Annotated in this window: 14 protein-coding genes; 7 read left to right on the top strand and 7 right to left on the bottom strand. The window is 66.5% G+C overall.

What is annotated here, in order from left to right:
• Positions 1 to 2 precede the first annotated feature (2 nt).
• Positions 3 to 1,496: a glycerol kinase GlpK gene (gene glpK, locus HL653_RS16345; RefSeq protein WP_171745455.1), complete on the top strand. Its 1,494-nt coding sequence runs from the start codon at positions 3 to 5 to the stop codon at positions 1,494 to 1,496.
• A 99-nt stretch (positions 1,497 to 1,595) separates the two neighbouring features.
• Here the strand turns inward: glpK and HL653_RS16340 are convergent, their stop codons facing one another.
• From HL653_RS16340 to HL653_RS16315, 6 genes are all read right to left on the bottom strand, one after another.
• Positions 1,596 to 3,941, bottom strand: coding sequence for a glycoside hydrolase family 3 N-terminal domain-containing protein (locus tag HL653_RS16340; RefSeq protein WP_171747044.1), 2,346 nt, complete (start codon positions 3,939 to 3,941; stop codon positions 1,596 to 1,598).
• 454 nt (positions 3,942 to 4,395) lie between these two features.
• A complete protein-coding gene (locus HL653_RS16335; protein WP_171745454.1) occupies positions 4,396 to 5,655 on the bottom strand; it encodes a cation:proton antiporter in 1,260 nt (419 codons plus the stop codon).
• Between the two features lie 14 nt (positions 5,656 to 5,669).
• Positions 5,670 to 7,172 carry a tryptophan halogenase family protein gene (locus HL653_RS16330; RefSeq protein ID WP_171745453.1) on the bottom strand — a complete coding sequence of 501 codons (1,503 nt, stop codon included), beginning with the start codon at positions 7,170 to 7,172 and terminating at the stop codon, positions 5,670 to 5,672.
• Positions 7,173 to 7,189: 17 nt separating this feature from the next.
• Positions 7,190 to 8,218: a cupin-like domain-containing protein gene (locus HL653_RS16325; RefSeq protein ID WP_171745452.1), complete on the bottom strand. Its 1,029-nt coding sequence runs from the start codon at positions 8,216 to 8,218 to the stop codon at positions 7,190 to 7,192.
• Positions 8,215 to 8,946, bottom strand: a complete 732-nt coding sequence (locus tag HL653_RS16320; protein WP_171745451.1) for a SapC family protein — start codon at positions 8,944 to 8,946, stop codon at positions 8,215 to 8,217. The genes HL653_RS16325 and HL653_RS16320 overlap by 4 nt, the downstream gene beginning before the upstream one ends.
• A gap of 140 nt (positions 8,947 to 9,086) precedes the next feature.
• Entirely contained in the window at positions 9,087 to 12,269 is a 3,183-nt protein-coding gene (locus HL653_RS16315) for a TonB-dependent receptor (protein ID WP_171745450.1), read from the bottom strand.
• A gap of 257 nt (positions 12,270 to 12,526) precedes the next feature.
• Between HL653_RS16315 and HL653_RS16310 the strand changes: the two genes are divergently transcribed.
• The 6 genes from HL653_RS16310 (at position 12,527) to otsA (ending at position 21,521) form a co-directional block, all read left to right on the top strand.
• Positions 12,527 to 13,564 (top strand): LacI family DNA-binding transcriptional regulator, encoded by a 1,038-nt coding sequence (locus HL653_RS16310; protein ID WP_171745449.1) that lies wholly within the window; start codon positions 12,527 to 12,529, stop codon positions 13,562 to 13,564.
• Positions 13,537 to 14,820: an MFS transporter gene (locus tag HL653_RS16305; RefSeq protein WP_367613615.1), complete on the top strand. Its 1,284-nt coding sequence runs from the start codon at positions 13,537 to 13,539 to the stop codon at positions 14,818 to 14,820. The genes HL653_RS16310 and HL653_RS16305 overlap by 28 nt, the downstream gene beginning before the upstream one ends.
• Before the next feature lie 151 nt (positions 14,821 to 14,971).
• On the top strand, positions 14,972 to 17,419 hold the full coding sequence (locus HL653_RS16300) for a glycoside hydrolase family 3 protein (RefSeq protein WP_253716971.1): 2,448 nt from the start codon (positions 14,972 to 14,974) through the stop codon (positions 17,417 to 17,419).
• 168 nt (positions 17,420 to 17,587) lie between these two features.
• Entirely contained in the window at positions 17,588 to 18,334 is a 747-nt protein-coding gene (otsB, locus tag HL653_RS16295) for a trehalose-phosphatase (RefSeq protein ID WP_171745446.1), read from the top strand.
• Positions 18,331 to 20,115: a glycoside hydrolase family 15 protein gene (locus HL653_RS16290; RefSeq protein WP_171745445.1), complete on the top strand. Its 1,785-nt coding sequence runs from the start codon at positions 18,331 to 18,333 to the stop codon at positions 20,113 to 20,115. The genes otsB and HL653_RS16290 overlap by 4 nt, the downstream gene beginning before the upstream one ends.
• The gene (gene otsA, locus HL653_RS16285; RefSeq protein WP_171745444.1) at positions 20,112 to 21,521 is read left to right on the top strand and encodes an alpha,alpha-trehalose-phosphate synthase (UDP-forming); all 1,410 of its coding nucleotides are present in this window, start codon (positions 20,112 to 20,114) and stop codon (positions 21,519 to 21,521) included. The genes HL653_RS16290 and otsA overlap by 4 nt, the downstream gene beginning before the upstream one ends.
• On the opposite strand, the gene HL653_RS16280 is transcribed toward otsA, so the two are convergent.
• Positions 21,482 to 22,567, bottom strand: a complete 1,086-nt coding sequence (locus tag HL653_RS16280; RefSeq protein ID WP_171745443.1) for a mechanosensitive ion channel family protein — start codon at positions 22,565 to 22,567, stop codon at positions 21,482 to 21,484. The two genes, otsA and HL653_RS16280, sit on opposite strands and share 40 nt — an antisense overlap.
• Positions 22,568 to 22,744: the final 177 nt, after the last annotated feature.

Raw genomic sequence — 22,744 nt, 5'->3', positions numbered from 1 at the left:
ACATGGCCGAGCGCCGCTACATCCTCGCCATCGATCAGGGCACGACCTCGACGCGCAGCATCATCTTCGATGCGCGCGCCAAGCGGGTCGCCACCGCCCAGCGCGAATTCCCACAGCATTATCCCGAGCCCGGCTGGGTGGAGCATGATCCCGAGGACATCTGGCGCGACGTGCTGGCGACCGCACGCGAGGCGATCGAGACGAGCAAGGTGGGCGCCGACGCGATCGCCGCGATCGGCATCACCAACCAGCGCGAGACGAGCGTGGTGTGGGATCGCAAGACCGGCGAGGCGATCCACAATGCGATCGTCTGGCAGGATCGCCGCACCGCCGAGCGCTGCGCGCAGTTGAAGGCGGATGGCGCCGAGCCGAACGTGCGCGCCAAGACCGGCCTGCTGCTCGACCCCTATTTCTCCGCCACCAAGATCGGCTGGATCCTCGACAAGGTGGAGGGCGCGCGCGCGCGGGCCGAGCGTGGCGAACTCGCCTTCGGCACGATCGACAGCTTCCTGCTGTGGCGCCTGACCGAGGGGAAGGTCCACGCGACCGACGTCACCAATGCCTCGCGCACGATGCTGTGGAACATCCACGAAAATCGCTGGGACGAGGAATTGTGCGAACTGTTCGGCGTGCCGGCATCGATGCTGCCCGAGGTGCATGACAATGCGCACCTGTTCGGCACGACCGCGCCCGGTCTGCTCGACGCCGAAATCCCGATCGCAGGCATTGCCGGCGATCAGCAGGCGGCTTTGTTCGGCCAGGCCTGCTTCGCGCGCGGCACCGCCAAATCCACCTACGGCACCGGCTGCTTCCTGCTGCTGAATACGGGCGAGGAGGCGATCACCTCCGAGCATCGCATGCTCACCACCCCCGCCTACCGGATCGACGGCAAGACCACCTATGCGCTGGAAGGCTCGATCTTCGTGGCGGGCGCGGCGGTGAAGTGGCTGCGCGACGGCATCGGCGTGATCACGCACGCCCGCGAGACGAACGACATGGCGACGCAGGTGCCGGACAGCCACGGTGTCTATATGGTGCCGGCCTTCGTCGGCCTCGGCGCGCCGCACTGGGATCCGGACGCACGCGGCGCGATCTTCGGCCTGACGCTGGGCGCCACGCAGGCGCATCTCGCCCGTGCCGCGCTGGAGGCGGTGGGCTATCAGACGCTCGATCTGGTCGAGGCGATGGTGAAGGATGGCGGCCACCGGCCCGATATCCTGCGCGTCGATGGCGGCATGGCCGCGAACGACTGGCTGTGCACCTTCCTCGCCGATCTGCTGCAGGCGCCCGTCGAGCGCCCCGACGATCTGGAGACGACCGCGCGCGGCGCGGCTTTCCATGCGGGCCTTGCGGTCGGCCTGTGGTCGGGCCTCGACGAGCTGGAGGCGATCTGGTCGCGCGATGCCGCGTTCGAGCCCCACATGCCCGAGGACAAGCGCGCACGGCTGATCGCGGGCTGGCAGGACGCGCTGGACCGGACCTTGTCCAAGCACTGATCGAGGCGCCCTCCCGTACTCCCGCGAAGGCGGGAGCCCAGAGCTTCGGGCGGTGCGCTTGCAGCCCTGGGCTCCTGCGTTCGCAGGAGTACGGATCGCTTATTCGACGGTGAGAACCGCCTTCTTCAGGTCCACCGAATTGGGGCCGGTCATGATCTCGAACGTGCCGGGCTCGACGACGCGGCGCATCTGATCGTTCCACATCTCCAGACTGTGCGGCGTGAGCGTGAAGGTGAGCGTCCTGCGCTCGCCCGGCTGCAGCGTCACACGCTGGAAGCCGCGCAATTCCTTGATCGGGCGCGTCACCGAACTCACGACATCGTGGATGTAGAGCTGCACCGTCTCGTCCCCGGCGCGCTCGCCGCTGTTGCGGACATCGACCGCGACCTGCACCGTCTCGCCCGTGCCGATCCTGCTGCGCGACAGGCGCGGCGCGCCGATCTCGAAGCGGGTGTAGCTGAGGCCCCAGCCGAACGGGAACAGGGGCGCATTCTCGGTGAACAGATAGCCGCGATGCGCGGACGGCTTGGCATTGTAATAGACCGGCAGCTGGCCGACCGAGCGCGGGATCGTCACCGGCAGCTTGCCGCCCGGATCGACCGTGCCGAACAAAACGTCGGCCACGGCATTGCCGCTCTGCTCGCCCAGATACCAGCCTTCGAGCAGCGCATTGGCCTGCTCCGCGATCGTGACGGTGGAGGCCGGACGGCCGTTGATCAGGACGACCGTGATCGGCTTGCCGAGCGCCTTCAGCGCATCGAACAAGTCCTGCTGCTGGCCGACGAGATCGAGGCTGTCGCGATCGCCGAGATGGTTGGGCGCCCAACCCTCGCGGCTCGATTGCTCGGTATCGCCGATGCACAGGATGATCGTGTCGGCGCCGCGCGCGGCCTCCACCGCCTGCGCGATCAGTTTCCGGTTCTCGACCGGATCGGCGAGCTTGACCGCATCCTCCCACCAATCGTCATTCTCGGTGATCTTCACGCCCTGCGCGAAGACGATGTTGGCGCGCGTGCCCAGCTTGGTGCGGATGCCTTCGAGGATCGAGACGCTGTGCGGCGGCTGGCCATAATAGCCGCCGAGCCGCGCCACCGCCGCGCTCGGCCCGATCACCGCGATCGTCTTTCCGCTGCCGGCGGCGGGCATGGCAAGCGGCAACATGCCGTCATTCTTGAGCAGGGTGATCGATTTTTGGGCGGCGAGCAGCGCCAGCGCCTTCGCCTCGGCATCGTTCGTGATGCGCTCGGCGCGGGCGGCATCGGCATAGGGATGCTCGAACAGGCCCGCGCGGAACTTCAGATCGAGCATGTGGCGCACGGCCGCATCCACATCCGCCTCGCGCACCCGCCCCTCGCGCACCGCCTTCGCCAGCGTGGCATAGGACAGGCCCTCGGGCAGATCGGCATCGACGCCCGCCGCCAGCGCGCGCGTGGCGGCGCCTTCCAGACTGTCCGTGATGTGGTGGATGTCGCGCAGCTGATCGACCGCCGAATAATCGCTGACGATCGCGCCCTGATAGCCCCACTCGCCGCGCAACACATCGTGCAGCAGCCAGCGATTGGCGTGCGAGGGCATGCCGTCGATTTCATTGTACGAGGCCATCACCGCCTCGATCCCGGTGCGCTTCACCACCTCCTCGAACGGCGGGAAGAAATTCTCGCGCAGTTCGCGTTCGGAGACGGGGGCCGGGCCGATATTGTTGCCGCTCTCCGGCTGGCCGTGGCCGGTGAGATGCTTGAGCGTGGCGAACACATGATCGGGGCCTATCAGGCGCGCGCGGCCGGGGCCCTGCAGGCCTTCGACAGCCGCGACGCCCATCTCGCCGACCAGATAGGGATCCTCGCCGAACGTCTCCTCGATCCGGCCCCAGCGCGGATCGCGGGCGATGTCCACGACGGGCGACAGTGCGAGGCTGACGCCGCGCGCGCTCACCTCCCGCGCGATCACGCCGTTGATCCGGCGGACGAGATCGGGATCCCAGGAGGAGGCGAGCGCGATCGCCTGCGGAAAGCTGGTCGCGCCGGGCGCGGCATAGCCGTGCAGCGCCTCTTCGTGGAACAGGATCGGGATGCCCAGCCGCGTCTCGTTCACCGCCCAGCGCTGGAGCGCGTTGACCAGATCGGTCGTCTGGCGGACGCCGCGCCCCGGCACGACACGCGGCGAGACCGGGCCCTTGGCGTCCGAGGGCCGGGTGAACTGGCCGATCCCGTTCGGATAGCGCGCGCGCAGCTTCGCGGGATCGAGCTGGAGCTTGCTGTCGAAGATCGTCGCCTTGGCTTCCCAGATCGCCGTGATCTGGGTGATCTTCTCCTCCAGCGTCATCCGGCCGAGCAGATCGTCCACGCGCGCCTCGATCGGGCGGGTCGCATCCTTGTAGATCGGCGGGGCGACCGTCGCCGCGCGGGATGCGGATCCCAGCAGCGCCAGACAGGCGATCGCGATCATGTGGCTTTTGGGGCGGAAGCGTCCGTTCATAACCTCTCCTGATCACCGGTTCCGGTGGCTTCTATCGTTGTTGATAACGCTATCATCTGTGCGCGCACGGGCAAGCCTGAAATCGGTCTGGGCGCCATCCATCGTGCAAGGTGCGGCCAAATTTCTTTTCTTGCAGAAAATCGAGTCGAGTTGTTGACAACGTTGTCTGATGAAGTACCTTTCGACTTAGAGATAACGCTACCATTTGATGACGGCGGACTGGTCTCCGGGGGCAGTTTCGATCTTCGGAAACAAAGCCGGTTTCGCCGCGCATAATATTTGGCGCCGCCGCATCCCCCGTGGGCGGCGCCTCCCGATCCTCCCAACTGGCGGCTGGCTCGTTCTTGGCCAGCCGCCACTTTCTTGTCCGACGACAAGCGGGGGGCGACGATGCGGAATCGGCCCTTTGACCGATCCGCATCGCCTATGCGTCCGACCGGGCCGACGCCGCCCCGCCGCCCGGTGCGGAAAGCGGGTCCGTCCTGCCGCGCCTCACCCAATCGAAGGCCGGGCCCGCCGCCATCGTCGTCACGATCGTCATCAGGGCGAGCATCGCGTGCAGCGGCGCGCCGATGATGCCCTTCTCCAGACCAATGCCGATGATGATCAATTCCATCATCCCGCGCGCATTCATCAGAGCGCCGATGCCGAAGGCGGTGCGCCGGTCCTCGCCCGCGATCCGCGACGCCACGAAACAGGCACCCCCTTTCGACGCGATCGACGCGACGAGCAGAAGCAAGGTCGCAGGCAGCAGGGAGGCGCCGACGAGAAGATCGAAGCGCGTCACCAGCCCCGAATAGGTGAAGAACAAAGGCAGGAGCGCCACGCTCACGAAGCCGTCGAGCTTCTGCTGAAGCCCTTCCGCAAAGGCGCCGCGCGGGATGCGCGTGCCCAGCAGGAAGGCACCGAAGACGGCATGCAGCCCGATCGCATCCGTCACGAACGCGGACACACAGAACAAGGCGAGCGTGATCGCCAGCACGCCCCCACTCATTCCCCCCGCCTGCTCGACCCGCCGCGCCAGCGGGGCGAACAGCAACGGCGCCCCGAACAGCACCAGCAGGGTCCAGCCGATCCCGCCGGCTATCGCGAGGATCGCGACATTGGCCCTCTCGAACAGCGCCAGCACGATCGCGAGGACGCCCCAGGAGCAGGCATCGTCAAACGCCGCGGCCGAGAGAAGCAGTGTCCCGGTCTGGCTGTTCGACAGGCCACGCTCGTCGATGATCCGCGCGAGCATCGGAAAGGCGGTGAGCGAGATGCAGGCACCGAGGAACAGGGTCGCCGCCGGGCGCGACAGGCCTTCCACGAACAGCCCCGGCACCCCGATCAACAGGGCCGCCAGCGGAACGGCGACCAGAAAGGGCGTGGCGATGCCCGCCAGCGACACGGCGAAAGCGCCGCGCGCCTTGTGGCGGAACAGATCGGTGCGGAAATGCGTGCCGATCAGGAACATGTAGAGCGCAATGCCGAACTGACCCAGCGCCTGCAGCACCGGACGGCTGCCGGCGGGAAAGATCGTCGCCTGCAGGCCTGGCAGCAGCGCGCCGAACACGGACGGCCCGAGCAGCACGCCCGCCAGCATCTCGCCCACGACCTGCGGCTGGCCCAGCCAGCGCCGCCCGATCCACCCGACGCATCGCGCGAGCAGCAGGATCAGCGCGATCTGGCCGAACAGCAGCATCGCCCCCTCCCCGCCTAGCGCACCGAGGCGATCGCCGGATCGGCGCGGCAATAGCTGTCGAGGAAAGCCTGTTGCGTCGGCAGCTTGGCGACAGCCTGGACGATGCCGCGCCGCAGATCGCCCAGCGCTTCCTCCAGCCGGGCCGTGTCCATGATCGCGGCCATGTGGTGGTAGCTCTGCGGCACCCAGCGCTGGCCGAACATCACCTGCACCCAGGAATCGAGGCGGAACAGTTCGTCGGGCGTCTGGTAGGCATGCCCGCTCTCGCGGAACAGATCGAGCCGCGCGCGGAGCGTATCCGGGATCGCCATATCACGGCATGCGCGCCAGTAGGCCGTGTCGTCGCGCTCGGTGAGCTTGTAATGCATGATGACGAAATCGCGGATGCCCTCGATCTCGCGCTCGGCCAGATCGTTGAAGCGCCGCGCCAGCACCGGCTGATCGTCGCCGAACGGGAACAACTGCAGCAGGCGGATCACGGCGATCATGATCATGTGGATGCTGGTGGATTCCAGCGGCTCGACGAAACCACCGGCGAGCCCCAGCGCGATGCAATTCTTCACCCACACGTCGCGCCTGCGCCCGGTGCGGAAACGGATCAGCTTGGGTTCGATCAGGATCTCGCCCTCCATCCGCTCGCGGAAGCGCGCATGCGCCTCGTCGTCGGTCAGGTGACGACTGCTGTAGACGAGGCCGTTGCCGACACGATGCTGCAGCGGGATCCGCCATTCCCAGCCCGCGCCATGCGCGATCGCGCGCGTATACGGGACGGCCGGCTCCACAGAGCGCGTCTGGCTGGCGATCGCGCTGTCATTGGGCAGCCAGTGGCTCCAATCCTCATAACCGGCGGCCAGCGTCTGCTCGATCAGCAGGCCGCGAAAGCCGGTGCAATCGATGAACAGATCGCCCTCGATCCGCTGGCCGGACTCCAGCACCAGCCCCGTGATGTGGCCGCTTTCGCCATCCTGCTCGACCTTTTGGATCTTGCCCTCGATCCGGCGCATCGCGCTCGTCTCGGCCTCCTTGCGAAGGTAGCGCGCATAGAGCCCCGCATCGAGATGATAGGCGTAGCCGATCGGCGAGCCTTCATACGTGGCGAACCGGCGCTGTTCTGCCGCCTTCAATTCATAGGAATAATCGTCGAGCGAGCCGCCGATGCCGCGCTCGCGCGCCTGCAGCCAGAAATGGTGGAACGGCCCCATCCAGGTGGATTTGCCGATCTCCCCGAAGGCATGGAAATACATGTCCCCGATCCGCGCCCAATGCTCGAACGAGATGCCGAGTTTGAAGGCGGCCCCGGTCTCCGCCATGAACGCCTGCTCGTTGATCCCGATCAGCCCGTGAAAGGTGCGCGCGGTGGGGATGGTGGATTCGCCCACGCCGATCGTGCCGATCTCGTCGGACTCGACCAATGTGATATCCAGGAGCGGGCCGAGCTGTTTGCTGAGCGCGGCGGCGGTGATCCAGCCGGCCGTGCCGCCGCCCGCGATCACCACGCGCTTCATCACTTTCGGCATCGCGCCCTTCCCCCTTCTTATCGGTTCATTTTCTGAAGCAGCATCGCGCGCAGCCTGCGCGCGTCGAGCGGCCCCAATGGCCCGAGCAACCCCTGCGCGGCCTCGGGCAGATGCGCGCGCGGCACATCCGCATCGCCGAACACGTAATGATCGAAGACCGCGCGCCACGCCTGCTTCTCGGCCAGCGGCCGATCGCGCAGGCTGAGCATCGCGTGGAGCAGCGTCGTCATCGGCGTGTCGGCATGCGACGCCACCGCATTCCACCAGTAATTGACCATAACATTGAAGGCGTCGAGCGCCTCCACATTGTGCCACCACAGCGCCGGATAGAGCAGCACGTCGCCCGGCTCCATCTCTGCCACGCGGGCGTAAGCGGCCGCCTCGCGGAAGCGCGGATAACGCTCCAGATCGGGCGCGCGCGGATCGACCATGCTGACGACCTGCCCGCCCGGCGTCGGCTCCAGCGGCCCCGGATAGAGATTGGCGATCTGATCGGGTGGGAAGAGCGTGAAGCGCCTGTGGCCGACGAGGCAGCAGGCGATGTTGTTCGACATGTCGTAATGCGTGGCAGCGGTGGTCCGGTTGCCGATCCAGATGCTGGCGAGAACGTCCTGATGCGTCGTCACGGGCGGCCCGAGCGGCAGATCGTTGGCCGCGCGGAAGCCGGGCAGGAACGTGTCGAGATCGGTGGAGCCGACATAGAGAGCGGGCGCGGCGGGATCGCCGAGATGGGCGGAGATCCGGGCGAGCACCTCGGTCAGCCCGCCTTTCCGCGCGGTGAAGTTCATCCCCATCCGGTCATCGTAGAAAAAACGGCCCCCTATCTCCGGCGGGCCGGAATAGACGACCACCGGGAGCCCCGCATCGAAACCGGCGAGATAGGCGATCGCCGCGCGCGGCCCCTCCCGCCCCAGCGCCACGATCGGCCAGTCGCGGACGGCGCCTTTCAGCAGCACCGGTTCGTTGGCGGCGGCGATGTCGGCGAAGGGCAGGATGCCCCCACCGACAGCCTCGATCGTCTGGACATCGCGCGGCGCGGGGATCATCCGAACTGCGCCGTGCGGGCGTTCTTCAAATCGATCAGATGCGCGAGATTGCCGAGCGACGACGCCACCCACATCGCCGGCTGGAGGAAACCCTGCGCATGCAAGGCCGCCGCCGCATCGCCATCCAGACCGCGCAGCCTCTCCCGCCCGATCGTGAAGCAATCCGGGATCGCAACATGGCGGCCATTGCCGAGATCGACCTCCAGCGTCACCGGCTCGATCAGGCCGAAACGTTCGAACGCCGCGAACATCGGCCCGCTCGCCTCGCTGCCGAGGAAGATCGACCGCAGCACCTTCGAGACATGATCGAGATAGGGCGCGTTGCCGCCGTGCGGCAGGAAGACGGGCTCGCCCCCCGGCGCCGTCACGCGCGGATGATCCAGATCGACGTGGATCATCGGCTCTCCGGATGGCGTGCCATCCGGGTCGCGGCCGGGAAGCCCGATCGAGAAGGGGCCGCGCTGGTGCAGCGCCGGAATGGACCGCGCCTTCCAGCGCCCGTCCTCGAGGAACAGATTCTCGTCCCGGTCGAAGCCGAGCAGCACGACCGAATGATAGCCCCCGCCCGCCTTCGCGCGAAACAGGATCGGATAGTCCCGCTGCAGCGCTTCATATTCGGTCGGGAAGACGAGCGTCTGGTTGACCGCGTCGCCGAAGGCCGGGTCATGCCCCAGTGTGATCCGCAGATCTTGATGATCCAGATTATTCAACAATATCGGAGGTGACATCGACGCGCTCTTCGGGGCGATCAAAAAAAGGGCCGGCCGCTCCCCGCCTCGACCGGCAAGTTCCATAAGATGTTCGGGTCCCGAAAGGGAGGGATGTTCTTCGCCGGATCCGGTGAAAGACCATCCCTCGCCTCCGCCCGCTACATCTTGATCCGCGCGCCGATCAGGTAACGCGCCGCCGCTTCCTGCGCGAACCAGATCTCGTTCGGGGAGCGCGCATAGGTCTTCACGCCCTGCTCGAAGATGTTGATGCCTTCGAACGACACGGCGATGTGCGGCGTGATGTCGTAACTGATGTTCACGTCCACCTGACCATAAGCCTTCGTGAATTCGGGATTGTGGAAGGCGTCGCGATTGGTGGCGGACAGGAACTTGCCGCGCCAATTGTAGCTCAGGCGCCCCGAAATCCCGTATTTGTCATAGATCAGCGTGGCGTTGGCCGTATCGCTGAGGCCGACCAGCGCGAACTGATCGACATTCGGATCGGCCGCCACGTCGATGCTCACATTGCCGCGCACGAACGTATAGGCGGCCGCGACGCCGATCCCGGTATTCCCGAAGAAATATTGGCCGGCCACCTCGAAGCCGTAGAGCTTCGCATCGCGATTGTTGATCGGCGTGTTCACATTGAAGTTGAACAGCGGATCATTGTTGTCGGCGATGATGTCGACCGCCGCCAGCGTGCTGTCCACGAACGCCTGATTCAGCGCGCGCGCCGTGGCATTGTAATTGGCGAGGAAGGTCGAGGTCGCTGCGGCGACGTTGCCGCCATTCTGCTGGAGCAATGCGGTATAGGTGAACAGGTTGACGTTGGTGATGTCGGCCCCGATTCCCTGCAGCTGCGCCTTCGCCGTGCCCGATCGGCTGCCGGCGGCGCCGGAGCTGGGATCGCGCAGGTTGAACAGCGGTTTCTGGACGACCGTATTGCCGATGAAATTGTGGACGCGCTTCTCGAAGAAGCCCGCCGAAATGTAGCTGGCTGGCTTGAAATACCATTCGATCGAGAGATCGACATTGTCCGAGATCAGCGGCTGCAGCCCGGCATCATTCTGGTCGGCCGAAATCTTGCCGCCGACCGCCGTCGCGTCGCTCGGTACCTTGGTCGAGGTCGAGGCGAAGAGATTGCCGTAACTCGGCCGCGAGATCGTCCGGCTGGCCGACAGACGCGCGATCAGGTCGTTGCGGAGATTGACCTGGAAATCCATCGACGGGAGCAGATTGTTATATTTGCCCTTGGCGGCAAGCGGCTGATAGCTCGACGAGACGATCGTCGTGAAATCATTGTCCGATTGCCAGACGATCGCGGTCGGCACGGCCTGCAGCGAATTGGATTTCACGGTCGTCCGCTCATAGCGCAGGCCCGTGACGAGGCTGGCATCGTGCCCGGCCAGCTTCGCCTTCCAGGTGACCTGGGCATAGGCCGCCCAGATATCCTCCTTCACGCGATCATCGTTGAAGCCGTTGATCGCGTTCGCATGGCCCGGAATGTTCGAATAATATTTCGACAGCGCATTGTAGAGCGCGGCCGGATCCTCCGCGCGGAAAGCGATCAGGCCGTCGCCGGTCGCCTTCGGATCATAATGGGTGAATTTGCAGGCCAGGCAGAAGGCCTGCACCAGCCCCGGCGCGATCTGGTTCACGTCGCGCGGCGCGGCGTTGCCCCAGTCACCGAGCGTCTGATAATAGCTGGTCTGGGTCGATCGCGTGTTGGTCGTGCGATAATCGCCGCCGAAATCGACGCGGCTGCCGCCGCCCAGATCCCAGCCCGCATCCAGCCGCGCTTCCTTCAGGGTCTGCTTGAACGTCGTCGCCACCTGACGACCGACCTGGCTGCCCAGATCGCCGACGTCCAGCACGCCATTGCCATTGCCCTTCACCGCCGGATGCAGCGCACTGGCCGTCGCCGGATCGACGAAGGTGACGGTCTGGATCGGGAAGCCGCCGGTATAATCCACCGAATGGGCCGCCAGCGTCGGCGCGCTGATCGCGACGAGGGTGGAGCTCATCCCGTTCGGATTGTCCGGTGTGCTGGTGGATCGGCCATAATGGCCATCTGCCACGACGCGGAAATTGTCGGTCAGATCCCACTTCGCGTTGAGGCCATAATCCTGCAGCTTCGATTTCTGCGCGCGATATTGCTGCTCGAAGCCCGCATCCTTGGTCTCGCCCGCAATCACCTCATGCAGATAGACCGCCGTGGCGACCGAATGGCCCTGATCGAACGTGACCTGATCGAACGGCCGGTTGAACCAGTTCGACTGGTCCGAGCGGCGCTCGCTCTGCTTGTTCTGTGCGAACAGCGCGTCGGCCGACACTTCGAACCGGTCGGTCGGCTTGAACTGGATAACGCCCTGCCCGTTGATGCGCTCACGCGTGCCTTCCGAGAAATGGTAGCGGAAGTCGTTCGGCCGGGCGACCAGCGCATTCGGGTCGGACGGCGCATTGGTGATCTTGGTGGCGGCATTCACGTTGCCGCTGTCGGGCGCGAGAAATTCCGAAAGCGTGGTGATGTTCCAGGCGTTCGAGGTCGCGTTGACGTTGGAGAAATTGCGCTTCTGGTAGCTGCCGAACAGCGAGACGCCGAACGTCTGGTCGGCATTGCTCCAGCCCGCGAGGCCGGAGACTTCGGGCGTGACCTTCGATCCGCAGTGCAGGCAGGCATCGACGCTGGTGTCGTAATTGGCCTTGGCCCCCAGCGATCCGGTGAAGCCACTCTGGCTGGCATCCAGCGGCTTGCGCGTGACGACGTTGATGGTCGCGCCGATGCCGCCCGTCGGGATGGCGGCGCGGCCGGTCTTGTACACCTCCAGCGTCTTCACGCCTTCCGATGCGAGGTTCGAAAAGTCGAACGAGCGGCTGGTATTCCGGTTGAAGTCCGCGGATTCGTCGCCGCCCACCGTGGTCTGGTCGGAGGCGGCCAACTGGCGACCGTTCAACGTGACCAGATTATATTGCGGGCCGAAGCCGCGCACCGTCACCTGCGCACCCTCGCCGTTGCGGCGGTTGATCGAAACGCCCGTGATGCGCTGGAGCGATTCCGCGAGGTTCGTGTCAGGGAACTTGCCGATATCCTCGGCCGAGATCGCATCCACCACGCCGACCGATTCGCGCTTGATCGCGATCGAGCGTTCCAGCGAAGCGCGTACGCCGCTGACCACGATCTCTTCCGGATTTTCGGCCTGCGCCGTCACGATCGGCGCGCTCGCCGCAGCCGTGCCGGCTACGGACTGGGCGTGGCCCGCCGTGGGAAGCAACAGGCATGTCGTGATTGCGGTCGCGGAAACGGAGCGCACGAGCGCCGCCGACCGGCTAAAGCCTTGCATGGATCATCCCCTCGTTCTGCGGCGTGTCGCCGCTGGCTAACAGCCTCCGTGGGCGCCTTATCGGTGGCGCCTCGCCCCGATGAATGTTCTCATTGTCCTACGTTGTCAACGATTGTGTCATTCTGTTTCGATGACGACGCTTTTTCCCGCCATTTTGGGGCGAGCGCACAAACCCCGCTTGCGCGCACCGCTCTGGACCGGGCCCGCAGAACCCAATAGCTCTTGCGCGAAGGACGCCGCATGCGACGATCCAGACCATGAGGGCGAGGCCGAACGTGCCGGAAAAGAGAAACACCATCATCGATGTCGGGCGTCTCGCCGGCGTCTCGACCAAGACGGTGTCCCGCGTGCTGAACGGCGAACCGCATGTGAGCGAGGAGCTTCGCAAGCGCGTGCGCGAGGCGGCCGACCAGCTCAATTACCATCCGAACGTGATGGCGCAGGCGCTGGTTCGGCGCCGATCCTATCTGGTCGGCCTCGTGTTCGAAAATCCCAGCCCCAGCTACGTGGTCGAGCTGCAGATGGGCGTGATCGATCGGCTGCGCGGCAGCCATTACCGGCTGGTGGTGCTGCCGATCGGATCCACGGTGGAGCATGCCGAGGAGGTCGTCGGTCTCGCCCGATCCGCTGCGCTGGACGGGGTCGTGCTGGCGCCGCCGGTCTGCGACCATCCGGGTGTGCTGGCCGATCTGGAGAAGGCCGGCATCCGCTTCGCGCGCATCGCGCCGACCACCCAGCTGGAGATCGCGCCCTATACGATGCTGGACGAGGTGGCGGCCGCCAAGGATGCCGCGCGCCACCTGATCGCGCTCGGCCACAGAAAGATCGCGATCATCTGCGGCGACCCCAGCCATGCGGCGACGAGCGCCCGGCTGGACGGCTATCGCATCGCCTTCGCGGAAGGCGGACTGGACATGGCCGAGGCGATGATCGAGCCGGGCATGTTCACGTTCGACAGCGGCATGGAGGCCGGCCGCCGCATCCTGGCCCGCCGCGACCGGCCGACCGCGATCCTCGCGCAGAATGACGACATGGCCGTCGGCGCGCTGATGGCGGCGCACGAGATCGGGCTGCGCCTGCCGGACGAGCTTTCGGTGGTGGGGTTCGACGATTCCGAAGTGTCACGCATCACCTGGCCGCCGCTCACGACGATCCAGCAGCCCGTGTTCGAAATGGCGCGCGCCGCCGCCGACATGCTGGTCGCGAGCCTCGAGGGCGCCGAACATGCGGAACGGGAGCCGCACGCCCACCGACTGATCGTGCGGGCATCGGCAGTGCGTCCACGCGCAACGTGATCGGCCGGCGCGAGCGGTGGAGCTACGCGGCGGGCGATCTCGGCTTCAACTTCATCTGGCAATCCACCGAATTCTATCTGCTGTTCTTCTACGTCCGCCATCTGGGGCTGAGCCCCCCGGTGGCTTCCGCCGTGTTCCTGGCCGGCGGACTGGTGGAATGGATCGCGGACCCGCTGATCGGCGTCATAGCCGATCGGGCGAGCCGACATATTCCGCTGCGCTATTGGGTCGCGGTCGGCGGGCCGATCGCCGCGGCGTTGCTCGCCGCCACCTTCTCGATGCCGCCGCTGGCGGGCGGATCGACGATCGCGCTGGTGCTGATCACCTATTGTCTGCTGCGGATCGCCTACAGCGTCGGCAACATCCCCTACGGCGCCCTCACCGCGCGCATCTCGCCCTTGCGCGGCGATCAGCTCGCGCTCAGCAGCGTGCGGATGCAGGGCGCGGCGACGGGCGGCCTGATCGCAGCCTCAGTCTATGTCGCACTTGCGGGATCGGGCGCCGAGGGCGAGGGCTTCGGACATGGCGCGCTGCTGCTCGCCATATTGTCCGTGCCGGCATTCCTGCTGGCGGCATTCGGCGTGCGGGAACGCGTGCGGCCGGGGGCCGATGCCGGGCGCCCGCCCCTGTCCTCCCCGACCGGTGACGCCCCCTCGGCGCGGATCGCGTTCGCCCGCCTCCTGCGCGCCTCGCCGCAGCTCAGGCGCCTGCTGGCAACGATCCTCGTCAGCGGCACGACCATCACCGTGCTCGACAAATCCCTGCTGTTCACGTTCGAGGAATTCGGCGTGGCGCGGATGGGCGTCTATCTCGCCCTCTTCCCACCGCTGGCCCTGCTCGTCAGCGCGCCGATCTGGGCGGCATTGGGCGCCCGTCTCGGTCGGTCGCCCGTGCTGGTCGCCGCGGTGATTCTCCAGACGGGCGCGATCGCCGCCGCGCTCCTCTCCTCGACCCTGTATCCCGTGCTGATCGCCACCGCCGTCGCGATCGTGGCGGGCGAAGGCGCGTCCGTGATGCTGTGGTCGCTCGCCCCCGAAGCCGTCAGCGAATGTGAGGCGCTGGACGCAAATGGGCGCGGTTATGCTGTGCAGGTCTACGCCCTGGTGAACCTCGCCCGGAAGTCCGCGCAGGTGCTGGCGCCGCAGGCGATCGCGATCACGCTGATGATCCCGCATGCCTCCGTTCGCTGGGCGACGGCGGCGATCGCGGCGACGGCGGTGCTGGTGGTGCTGGCCTATGCTCCCACGAAGAGATGATCCCGCCCCTTCTTGACAGAGCTATGTCAACGTTGTCAGAACCTCCATCGCGACCTATTCCCAACATGGCGAACGGCGCACGGAGGGGTGAATGCTGCGATCTCGGCTTGTTGCTGCGTCCATGTGCTGCTCGGCGATCGGAGGGGTCGCGATGGCCCAGCCCGCGCCCTCTCCCACGCCCGCAGCGGCGCCCGCCACCGTCCATCCCCAGATCTGGCCGGAAGCGCACTGGCCGGTAAAGTCCGACCCCGCGACCGAAAAGCGTATCGCCGATCTGCTGGCGCGGATGACGCTGGAGGAGAAGGTTGGCCAGATCCTGCAGGCGGACCTCGCCAGCGTCACGCCCGACGATGTGCGTCGCTACCATCTCGGCTCGGTGCTGAACGGCGGCAATTCGGGCCCGTATGGCGACGATCGCGCACTGGCGCCGAAATGGCTGCAGCTGGCGGACGAATTTTACGAGGCGTCGGTCGATAAATCCGGGGGCGGCGTGGCCATTCCGATCATCTGGGGCACGGATGCCGTGCACGGCCACAGCAACGTAATCGGCGCGACGCTCTTTCCGCACAATATCGGCCTCGGCGCCGCGCGCGATCCCGATCTGATCGAGCGGATCGGCGCGGCCACGGCGGCTGAAATCCGCGTGACCGGACAGGAATGGACCTTCGCGCCGACGCTTACCGTGCCGCAGGATTACCGCTGGGGCCGCGCCTATGAGGGCTATTCGTCCGATCCCGCGCTGGTCGCCAGCTATGCCGGCCGGATGATCCTCGGGCTGCAGGGGCCGCCCAATAGCGGCCCTATGCTGAAGGGCCTGCATGTGCTGGCCAGCACCAAGCATTTCCTGGCGGACGGCGGCACCTTCGAGGGCCGCGACCAGGGTGACGCGCGCATCAGCGAGGAGGCTTTGCGGGATATTCACGGCCGTCCTTACGGCCCGGCGATCGATGCCGGCGTGCTGACCGTGATGGCGAGTTTCTCGAGCTGGCAGGGCGTGAAGATCGCCGGCAATCGCGGGCTGCTGACCGATGTGCTGAAGGGCCGGATGCAGTTTGGCGGCTTCGTCGTGACCGACTGGAACGCGCACGCTTTGCTACCGGGCTGCTCGCCCGAAAGCTGCCCGCAGGTGCTGAATGCGGGCGTCGACATGTATATGGCGCCGAACAGCTGGAAGCCGCTCTACGCCTCGCTGATCGCGCAGGTGAAGGACGGCACGATCCCGAAGGCGCGGCTGGACGATGCCGTGTCGCGCATCCTGCGCGTGAAGATGCAGCTCGGCCTGTTCGAGGCGGGCAAGCCCTCGTCGCGCCCCGGCGCGGGCGAGTGGGCGACGTTGGGATCGCCCGAGCATCGCGCCATCGCGCGCGAGGCGGTCGCCAAATCTCTGGTGCTGCTGAAGAATCAGGGCGTGCTGCCGCTCAGGCCCAATGCCCGTATCCTCGTGGCGGGTGACGGCGCGGACGACATGACGCGCCAATCCGGCGGCTGGACGATTTCGTGGCAGGGCACCGCCGTACCGCGCTCGCAGTTTCCGGGCACGACGACGATCTGGGAGGGGCTCAAGGGCGCGATCGAAACGGGCGGCGGCCATGCCGACTATGCGCCCGACGGGACGTTCACGCGCAAGCCGGACGCGGCGATCGTGGTGTTCGGAGAGACGCCCTATGCCGAATTTCAGGGCGACCTGAAGGCGCTCCAGCTCCGCGCGGATCTCCGCAAGCCGCTGGAGACGATGAAGCGCCTCAAGGCCGCCGGCATACCGGTGGTAGCGGTGATGCTGACCGGACGGCCGCTGTTCGTGAGCCCCGAAATGAACGTGGCCGATGCCTTCGTCGTGGCGTGGCTGCCGGGAAGCGAGGGAGAAGGCGTGGCCGACAAGCTGATCGCGCCCGCCCATGGCGCGGCACCCCGCTTCACCGGGCGTCTGCCCACGCGCTGGCCTGTCACGGCCCGCCCTGACAGCGCCGACCTTTTCCCGATCGGCTACGGGCTGGACGGAAGCGAACGTGGAAAGCCGTGGCGGACGCTCAGCGAGGATTCGGGCGTGCCCGATGTCGATACGGGCGGCATCCTGATGGCGGCCGGCGAGCCCACCGTGGGCTGGTCGCTCCAGATCAGCGACGGCGAGTCCACGCCCGCCCGCGTCGTCTCCGTGCCCACGCAGGCGCTGGGCGGACGCGTGAAGGTGGAGGCGATCGATCATCTGGTGCAGGAGGGCGCGCGACGCTTCACGCTGGCCGGCGGCGGCGGGCAGCGCGTCGAACTCGGCACGCAGGCGCCGATCGATCTGACCCGGGAGCGCAATGGCGACGTGATGATGGTCGTCTCGCTCCAGTTCGAAACGCCGATCCCGGCCGGCACGATGCTGGGCATGCGTTGCGGCGAGAAATGCGGCGAGGAGATCCCGCTCGCCCCCGATGCGATTCCGGTCGGCAAGTGGATCGATGTCGGCATTCCGCTGCGCTGCTTCCCGACCATGCCGGCGGACACGATCACGTCGCCCTTCGGATTGCAGACGAACGGCGCGGTCCGCTTCGGCATCGCCAGGATGCGACTGGCGAGCGATGCGGAACTGATCCTGCCCTGCCCGCAGCCCTGAACCGGTGGAAGCGGCGCGGGTGACACCGAACAGAAACACGGGCTGAACCGCGCCGGCCACTCGTCGCCCCGGGCCCACGGCTCGTCGTCCATCGGCCGGAATCGACGCGGACGTGGAACGATCCGGCTCCGCATCCTTTCTACCGTGATGCAGCAAGAGACGACGACCATGGTAGGTGGGCGGCTCGCGCCTCCGGTGGATTTGATCCGCAACGCGAGCCTGTTCCTCGATTTCGACGGGACATTGGTAGAGATAGCGGCGCGGCCCGACGCGGTGATCGTCACCGATCGGCTTCGCGCCATTCTGGGCGCGCTGGAGGCGGCGCTGCCCGGCCGCGTCGCGATCGTGACAGGACGCCCCCTCGCCCAGGTCGCCGCATTGCTCGACGTTTCCGCGCTGGCGCTGAGCGGCAGCCACGGTGCCGAGATGCTCTGGCCCGACGGGCGCCGCATCGACATCCCCCCGCCCCTGTGGCTCGCCCCCACCATCTCGCGGATCGCCGGCTTCAGCGAAGGGCGCGCCGGCGTGCTGGTGGAGGAAAAGCCGTTCGGGGTGGCGATCCATTATCGCGAGGCGCCCGACGAAGAGCGCGCCTGCCTGCGCTTCGCCGAAAGCCTGGCCCATTCCAGCGACATTGAATTGTTGCACGGCAAAATGGTGGTCGAACTCCGGATGCCGGGCGCCGACAAGGGCGCCGCCGTCAGCGCCTTCATGAAGCAGGCGCCGATGATGGGCACCGTCCCGCTGGTGTTCGGTGACGACGTGACCGACGAGGCCGCATTCGCCATGGCGCGGACGCTGGGCGGCAGCGGCGTGCTGATCGGGGACGAAAGGCCGAGCGCCGCGCGCTATCGCCTGCCTGCCGTGTCGGATGCGCTCGACTGGCTGGAAGCGGCGGCGATGGTGCCGGCATGACCCCCGATCTGGATCTGTGGCCGATCGGCAATTGCCAGGTCAGCGCGCTGATCGATCGCGAGGCGCGGTTCGTGTGGGCCTGCGTGCCGCGCGTGGACGGCGATCCGCTCTTTTCCGCGTTGGTCGGCGGCGAGGCGGCGACGACGGGCTTCTGGGCGATCGAGCTGGAAGACCTCGCCACGACCGAGCAGCGATATGAGCGCAATACCCCCATTCTCGTCAGCCGCATGACCGACACGTCCGGCAACGCGATCGAGATCACCGATTTCTGCCCGCGCTTCGATCGGCTGGGACGCACCTATCGCCCGACCTCCTTCTGCCGGATCATCCGGCCCATTTCCGGCAGCCCGCGCATCCGGGTGAAGCTGCGCCCCACCTGCGGCTGGGGCGGCCACTGCACCACCCGCATGGGCGGATCGAACCATATCCGCTTCCCCGGGGACGGCGTGACGCTGCGCCTGACGACCACCGCACCGGTGGGGCTGATCCGGGAAGAACATGTGTTCCGCGTCGAGCGGCCGCTCTATTTCTTCCTGGGGCCCGACGAGAGCTTCGATCGCAACGTCGGCGCCACGATCGAAGAGATGCTCTACGCCACGCGGCAGGAGTGGCAGCATTGGGTGCGCGGCCTCGCCATCCCGCTGGAATGGCAGGATGTGGTGATCCGCTCCGCCATTACGCTGAAGCTCTGCCAGCATGAGGAGACGGGCGCGATCGTCGCCGCGCTGACCACCTCGATCCCCGAACATTCCGGATCGCAGCGCAACTGGGACTATCGCTACTGCTGGATCCGCGACGCTTACTACACGGTGCAGGCGCTGAACCGGCTGGGCGCGCTCGACGTGCTGGAAGCCTATCTCGAATATCTCCGCAACATCGTCGACAATGCCAAGGGCGGCCATATCCAGCCGCTTTACGGCGTGCTGGGCGAGGCGACGCTGGAAGAGAGGTTCGCGCCCGATCTGCCGGGCTATCGCGGCATGGGCCCGGTGCGCGTGGGTAATCAGGCCTATGAGCAGATCCAGCACGACGCTTACGGCCAGATCGTGCTGTGCAACGTGCAGGCCTTCTTCGATCGCCGCCTGTTCCGCCCCGCCACGATCGAGGATTTCGAGGCGCTGGAAAAAGTGGGCGAGCGCGCGTGGCAATTCCACGACCAGCCCGATGCCGGCCTGTGGGAGCTGCGCACGCGCCAGAGCGTGCACACCTATTCCTCGGCCATGTGCTGGGCCGCGTGCGACCGGCTGGCCAATGCCGCGCACGTGCTGGGGCTGGATGAACGGCGCGAATATTGGAATGATCGCGCGGGCCAGATCAAGGACGGCATCATCGCCTCGGCCTGGCGGCCGGACACGAACCGCATGTCCGCCACCTTCTCGGGCGACGATCTGGACGCGAGCCTGATCCAGCTGCTCGACCTGCGTTTCCTGTCGCCCGACGATCCCAAATTTCTCGGCACGCTCAAGGCCGTCGAGGAAGGGCTGCGGCGCGGATCGCACATGCTGCGCTATGCGACGGAGGACGATTTCGGCCTGCCCGAAACCGCCTTCAACGTCTGTACTTTCTGGCTGATCGAAGCGCTTCAGGCGACGGGCCGGACCGAGGATGCACGCGAACTCTTCGAGGAGATGCTCACCCGGCGCACGTCCGCCGGGCTTCTGTCGGAGGATATCGATCCCGTCACGGGCGAGCTCTGGGGCAATTACCCGCAAACCTATTCGCTCGTCGGCATGATCAACTGCGCCGCGATGCTGAGCAAACCCTGGACAAGCATACGATGAGCCGACTGATCGTCATCTCCAACCGCGTCTCGGCGCCCACCGGATCGCATTCCGGCGCGCAGGGTGGCCTCGCCGTCGCGCTCTCGGCGGCGCTCCGCGAATATCGCGGCATCTGGTTCGGCTGGTCGGGCGAGACGACCGAACAGTTCACCGGCCACATCAACCTGCAGCGCGCGCATGACGTGACCACCGCGACCGTCGATCTCGAGGCGCAGGACGTCGAGGAATATTATGACGGCTATGCGAACCGCACGCTGTGGCCGCTCTTCCACTACCGGATCGACCTGGCCGAATATGAGCGCGGCTTCGCGGGCGGCTATCAGCGCGTCAATCAGCGCTTCGCCGATACCGTCCGCCCGCTGATCGAGCCGGACGATATCGTGTGGATCCAGGATTATCATCTGCTGCCGCTGGGCGACGAGTTGCGCAATCGCGGCTGCAAGAACCGGATCGGCTTCTTCCTCCACATCCCCTGGCCGCCGCAGCGCCTGCTCTCGACATTGCCCGAGGCCGAGGATCTGGTGACGACCCTGTTCGCCTATGATGTGGTCGGCTTCCATACCGAGGAATGGCTGCAGGCCTTCTTCGATTATGTCGTCAACGAACTGGGCGGTACGGTCGATGGGGACGTGGTGACGCTCAAGGGGCGCTCGATGCGCGCCATCGCCGCCCCGATCGGCATCGACGCCAAGGAATTCGCCGAGCTTTCGCAGAGCACGCGCGCGCGCCTCGCCTTTCGCCAGATGCGTGACAGCGCGGTCGGCCGCGACATGATCGTCGGCGTCGACCGGCTCGATTATTCCAAGGGCCTGGAAGAACGCTTCCTCGGCTACGAACGCTTCCTGAAGGAGCATCCCGGCGAGCGGAAGGAGGTGTTCCTCCTCCAGATCGCGCCGCCGTCGCGCGGCTCCGTCGAAACCTATCAGAAAATCCGCACCGGGCTGGAAGGCATTTCGGGCCGGATCAACGGCGCCTATGCCGATCTCGACTGGGTGCCGATCCGCTACGTCAATCAGGGCTATCCCCGCGACGTGCTGGCTGGCGTCTATCGCGCCGCCCGGATCGGGCTGGTGACGCCGCTGCGCGACGGCATGAACCTCGTCGCCAAGGAATATGTGGCGGCGCAGGATCCCGAGGATCCCGGCGTGCTGATCCTCTCCCGCTTCGCGGGCGCGGCGCTGCAGCTGAAGGAAGCCGTGATCGTCAATCCGTACAGCGCGGAAGAGATGTCCGACGCGATCCTCACCGCGCTGAAGATGCCGCGCGAGGAACGGATCGAGCGTTGGCAGGCGCTGATGGACAATGTCCAGCGCGAGGACGTGATCTGGTGGCGCCAGCGCTTCACGGAAGTGCTGCTCAACGCCTGTCAGCCGGCCGACGAGACGACCTCCGCGCCCGTCGACTGAATCACCAGATCGGCGCGGTTGCGGGTGAAGGCCTCGGGCATTTCCGTCCGCATGAAGTCCAGCATCGCCTCGCGCACGTCGCAGCGCAGATCGAAGGCGACGCTGGCGTCGCGCGCCGTCATCAGCGCGCGCACCTCGATCGAATCCACCCGCGCCTCGGTCACCTGAAGGTTGAAGAAGCGCCGGTCCCACCGTGGATTGGCGCGGATGATCTCGCCCAGTTTTTCGCGCAGGCGGGCGATGTCGGTCGCGGGATCGAGCTGCCAGAAGACGCTTCCCATCAGCTGGCTGGTCTCTCGCGTCCAGTTCTGGAAGCTCTCCTCCAGGAATTTGGAGACGGGCACGACGAGGCGCCGGTCGTCCCAGATCCGCACGACCACATAGGTCAGGCGGATATCCTCGATCCGCCCCCATTCGCCGTCCATGATGACGACGTCGTCCAGCCGGATCGGCTCGGTGAAGGCCATCTGCAGGCCGGCGATCAGATTCTTCAGCGTGGGCTGCGCGGCGGCACCGATCGCCAGAGCGGCGAGGCCCGCCGAGGCGATGAGCGTGACGCCGATCGACCGGATGCTGGGGATGCTCATCAGCATCAGGCAGAACGTGATGCCGACCACCACCAGCACGGCCACGCGATTGAGGATGGCGGAGCGCGTGCGGCGACGGCGCGCGCGCAGATTGTCTTCGACGCTGATATCCGCCTGCGCCTGCACGATCCGGTGCATCGCGCCGAGCAGCCGCACCGCCAGCCATCCCAGCAACGCCGGCATGACGATGCCGAGCACACGCCGCCAGACGATCTGCATGCCTTCGCTCAGGTTCAGCGCGGGCTCCAGCGCCGAAACCGACAGCGCCACCAACAGCCAGCGGATCGGCGCACTCAGGCATTCCAGCATCAGATCGTCGACGACCGTCGACGTGCGCCGCGCGGCCCGCACCGCGACGTACATCGCCACCTTGTGGAAGATCAGCGCCCCCAAGATCACGAGCGCGACCGCCGCGATATCGGACAGCCACGGGGGAATGCCGGGGATCGACGTCAGCATAAGCGCCCTTCGCGGTGGATCATCCCCAGCCAACGGCGTGCGCGTCACCCTGTTCCGGGGATCTGCGCGGTTGATCGTCCGGAGAGGCCGCGTCGTGGAGTTGGGGAACCGTTATCCCCATCCTCCCCCGCCAGGGGGAGGTGTCAGGCGTCAGCCTGACGGAGGGGGAGGAAGCGG

Origin of the sequence: Sphingomonas sp. AP4-R1 (genome assembly GCF_013113735.1) — a bacterium.
Classification (GTDB): domain Bacteria; phylum Pseudomonadota; class Alphaproteobacteria; order Sphingomonadales; family Sphingomonadaceae; genus Sphingomonas_I.
Note: the sequence above shows the minus strand (reverse complement) of the source record. Positions and strands in the feature narration are given on the sequence as shown.

Coding starts and splice junctions, on each gene's coding strand:
- glpK (WP_171745455.1), top strand. CDS start 3: ATGGCCGAGCGCCGCTACATCCTCGCCATCGATCAGGGCACGACCTCG.
- HL653_RS16310 (WP_171745449.1), top strand. CDS start 12,527: ATGAGGGCGAGGCCGAACGTGCCGGAAAAGAGAAACACCATCATCGAT.
- HL653_RS16325 (WP_171745452.1), bottom strand. CDS start 8,218: ATGATCCCCGCGCCGCGCGATGTCCAGACGATCGAGGCTGTCGGTGGG.
- HL653_RS16340 (WP_171747044.1), bottom strand. CDS start 3,941: ATGATCGCGATCGCCTGTCTGGCGCTGCTGGGATCCGCATCCCGCGCG.
- HL653_RS16300 (WP_253716971.1), top strand. CDS start 14,972: ATGGCCCAGCCCGCGCCCTCTCCCACGCCCGCAGCGGCGCCCGCCACC.
- otsB (WP_171745446.1), top strand. CDS start 17,588: ATGGTAGGTGGGCGGCTCGCGCCTCCGGTGGATTTGATCCGCAACGCG.
- otsA (WP_171745444.1), top strand. CDS start 20,112: ATGAGCCGACTGATCGTCATCTCCAACCGCGTCTCGGCGCCCACCGGA.
- HL653_RS16280 (WP_171745443.1), bottom strand. CDS start 22,567: ATGCTGACGTCGATCCCCGGCATTCCCCCGTGGCTGTCCGATATCGCG.
- HL653_RS16320 (WP_171745451.1), bottom strand. CDS start 8,946: ATGTCACCTCCGATATTGTTGAATAATCTGGATCATCAAGATCTGCGG.
- HL653_RS16335 (WP_171745454.1), bottom strand. CDS start 5,655: ATGCTGCTGTTCGGCCAGATCGCGCTGATCCTGCTGCTCGCGCGATGC.
- HL653_RS16290 (WP_171745445.1), top strand. CDS start 18,331: ATGACCCCCGATCTGGATCTGTGGCCGATCGGCAATTGCCAGGTCAGC.
- HL653_RS16315 (WP_171745450.1), bottom strand. CDS start 12,269: ATGCAAGGCTTTAGCCGGTCGGCGGCGCTCGTGCGCTCCGTTTCCGCG.
- HL653_RS16330 (WP_171745453.1), bottom strand. CDS start 7,172: ATGCCGAAAGTGATGAAGCGCGTGGTGATCGCGGGCGGCGGCACGGCC.